The organism is Pseudoflavonifractor sp. 524-17, assembly GCF_009935845.1.
In the GTDB taxonomy this organism is placed as follows: Bacteria; Bacillota; Clostridia; order Oscillospirales; family Oscillospiraceae; genus Pseudoflavonifractor_A.
Genome location: NZ_QWEK01000059.1, coordinates 1 through 3,033, shown reverse-complemented (window position 1 = coordinate 3,033; position 3,033 = coordinate 1). Strand labels below are relative to the sequence as shown.

General features: G+C 50.0%; 3 protein-coding genes. All 3 read right to left on the bottom strand.

Features of this window, described 5'->3' with window-relative positions; translation table 11 throughout:
- Positions 1–94: 94 nt before the first annotated feature.
- Positions 95–1,321: an IS110 family transposase gene (locus D1159_RS16305; RefSeq protein ID WP_161846683.1), complete on the bottom strand. Its 1,227-nt coding sequence runs from the start codon at positions 1,319–1,321 to the stop codon at positions 95–97.
- Between the two features lie 441 nt (positions 1,322–1,762).
- A complete protein-coding gene (locus D1159_RS16300; protein WP_243152345.1) occupies positions 1,763–2,164 on the bottom strand; it encodes a plasmid mobilization relaxosome protein MobC in 402 nt (133 codons plus the stop codon).
- 372 nt (positions 2,165–2,536) lie between these two features.
- On the bottom strand, positions 2,537–3,033 hold a 497-nt coding region (locus tag D1159_RS16295), incomplete at its 5' end, for an IS3 family transposase (protein WP_161846681.1).

Sequence of the window (3,033 nt, the reverse complement as noted above, 5' to 3'; positions counted from 1 at the left end):
GGAGGACATTTGTAAGGGGGCCAAAAGGGCATAAGAAACTGAGCCGGTTCGTAAGGGAACATTTCAAACCGACTGGATAAGAACGGCACATCAGTCAAGCAGCGTTATCTGAGCCAGTATACGAAACCTCCAAATGCGCTTTGACCCGCGCATAATATATGCGCAAGAATTTAGCAGCTCCTGCCACCATATAAACATAGAAGTGTTTTCCCTCAGCCCGTTTCCTGTCCATAAATTGAAAGACCGGGTTGGCTGGATCGGAGTGTTGGAGTAATATGCTTGTGATTTGGAACAAGGTTCTGCGTAAATGCGGGGAGCCGCGTTTGGAAACGCGGCGGGACTTTGAATTGAATTTGCCAGATTGAAAAGGCGGTGCGTCCACACCAGCAAAGGCAACCAAAGCGCCCTTGCGGGTGAACCGGCGCACATCGCCAATCTCTGCCATAAGCTGCGGACCAGTGATCTCACCGGCCCCCTGTATGGACATGACCACCTCAAATTCCGGCAGCAGCGATGCCAAGCGCATCATCTCCCCCCGCATTACATACAGCGCATCATAAACAGCGTTGAGGCTATCCACAGACTGGGTGATGAGCAGCTTGGTGCTGTCGTTTTTGGGGAAAGCAGCAACAGCATCTCTGGCGGAACGATGAATTTTCTCAGCGTCAGATGAATAAAACTTGTATCCATTGTTAGAGCACCATTTGCGGTAAACAGCAGAAAATGCGGCCAGTGAAATACCGGCCACGCAGTTCTTGTGCCAGAATCGCTTAACAAAATCCACCCACTTGACATGACCGTTTGATTTGCGGGGGATTGATCCAAAGAAATAATTAGCTCCAGGAAATATTTGGTCAATCAGTGAGATCAGGCTGTTGCGCAGAGCCACGCCCGCACTTTGGGTCCGCTCATATAAACGGCTCTGTGTTTTCAGCAGTTGTCTGGTTTCGTCCTCGGTAGAATACTCCCGCAGTTCCTGCCAAAAGACGAGGGCATAGTTGGCAATTTTCATAGAATCTGCTTTGTCAGTCTTGATTTTACGCAGAGAATTATCGCTGAAATCGTGAATAAGCATGGCGTTGACAACATTGACGAAAAAACCGGCCTCTTTCAAGGCCAGGGCGATGGGACGCCAGTACATTCCAGTGTGTTCCATGACGACCCGGATGTCTCCGTCTATCCCACGTAGTGTCTTGACCAGGCCGGACAGCCCAACAGCATCGTGGTTTACCTGAAATGGCACTAGCACTACCTCGCCCCCTGGTCTGCGCACAGCAATAGTGCTTTTACCTTTGGACACATCAATGCCAACCGCAGTAATTGTCTTATATTCCATATGCAAACCTCCTAAAAATAAGTGATTTCAACCAGCGCCCGCCGCTGCTCATTACCGATTCAGCTTGCCTTGTTACACGAATATACGGACACACTCCGATGCTTCAACCTGCGCAAATCGAACGCTGCAATGAGAGGGCCGGCTGACAGTTTGCACGAACGAGCGTGACAGCTCAAGCAGGGCACCGTCAGGCCGGTTTCCCTTCCATTGTAGCTTAGGTATGAGCCGCTGAACAGTACAGCTATTTCCTGCACTTTCGGGGCCTTTGTAATTGTAGCAAGCTGGGCAAGTGTATAACACTTGCAATTTTTGCTTCGCAAAAATGCTTGTTGGGGTGCCCCCAAACCCGCCGGAAGCCTCTGGACACCGTGTCCAGAGGCTTCCCTGTCTGCGGCCCCGTCGCTATCGCTCCTGGGCCTTATGCGCTTACAGCGCCACAACCTCCGAAAGTTTCTCCAGCAGTTCGGAGAGCGGCCCCCATAAATCCGTATAGTCCTTTTGCAGGGTCTTGATTTCGTCGGGATAAACTCCGCCACAGGTATTCACCCTGACGGCAATTTGATTGCGATTATTTGCACACCGCCTTTGCAGGGAAACGATCTCTTTGACTGGCGCAAGGTCAACATGGAGCACATAGCCGTTGAGAGCCATTTTTCTTATATATGCTGAAAGGTTGCGAATACCCACATCTGCCATGCGCTCCCGAATTTTTGCCTGTTCGTCCGGGGACAGCCAGACACAGACGGACATGCTCCGAATACGCTTTTTCCCAGCGACCAGCGTTGACTGATTTTCAGGGCTGCAAGGCATTGAATTTTGACTGTTCATAGATACCTCCCATAAATTCAGATATTGACAGTATTTCAATAAATTGGGTGGGGAATGATACTATACCAGCCCCCACGAAACCGGAGCTGGAAACCCTTGCGGGGCAAGGCTTTGAGATTGCTAATTTTCAACACATCAGCTGTGGAAAGAAAGCGGCTTGAGAGGAAGCGGTCCGACCCTATCCCCCCGCCCTTTCCCTATCCAGGGAAAGGGCGGGGGGACGGGGGATACATCCAGCAGAGCCTCCGTGGACGGAGCGTGGGAAATGGGCGAGTTCCTTCTGGTCACGGTGTCCTTCTGATATACAAAAACACCGCTCCGATTTTTGAAGTGCGCCCAAAAAGTTAGACAAAAATAAGGCGGTAAAATTGTTCAAGCAGCCGAAAGGGCTTGTTGTCTGTGAAGAGCAGGCGGCAAGCCCTTTAGTTTTGCCTTGATGCGGCGATTATTGTAGTAATCCAGATAGGCAATCAATTCATGCTTAAAGTGCTCTATGGACTGAAAGTCCTGCAGATAGAGCAACTCACTTTTCAGCAAGCCGAAAAAGTTTTCAATCACGGCATTGTCCAGACAGTTGCCTTTTCGGCTCATGCTCTGGAGGATTCCCTTTTTCTTGAGCATAGCTTGGTACTGTTTATGCTGGTATTGCCAACCCTGATCGGAGTGAAGGATGAGTTTTGTTCCGTCCGGTATCGTTTCAAATGCTTTGTCCAGCATGGAGATAACCATGTTGAGAACTGGCCTGTCTGAGATTGTGCAGCTGACCAGATCGCTGCTGTACAGGTCAAGGATGGGAGACAGGTATAGTTTCTCTCCAAACAAGCTGAACTCTGTGACATCGGTGACCCACTTCTGGTTTGGTTTTTCAG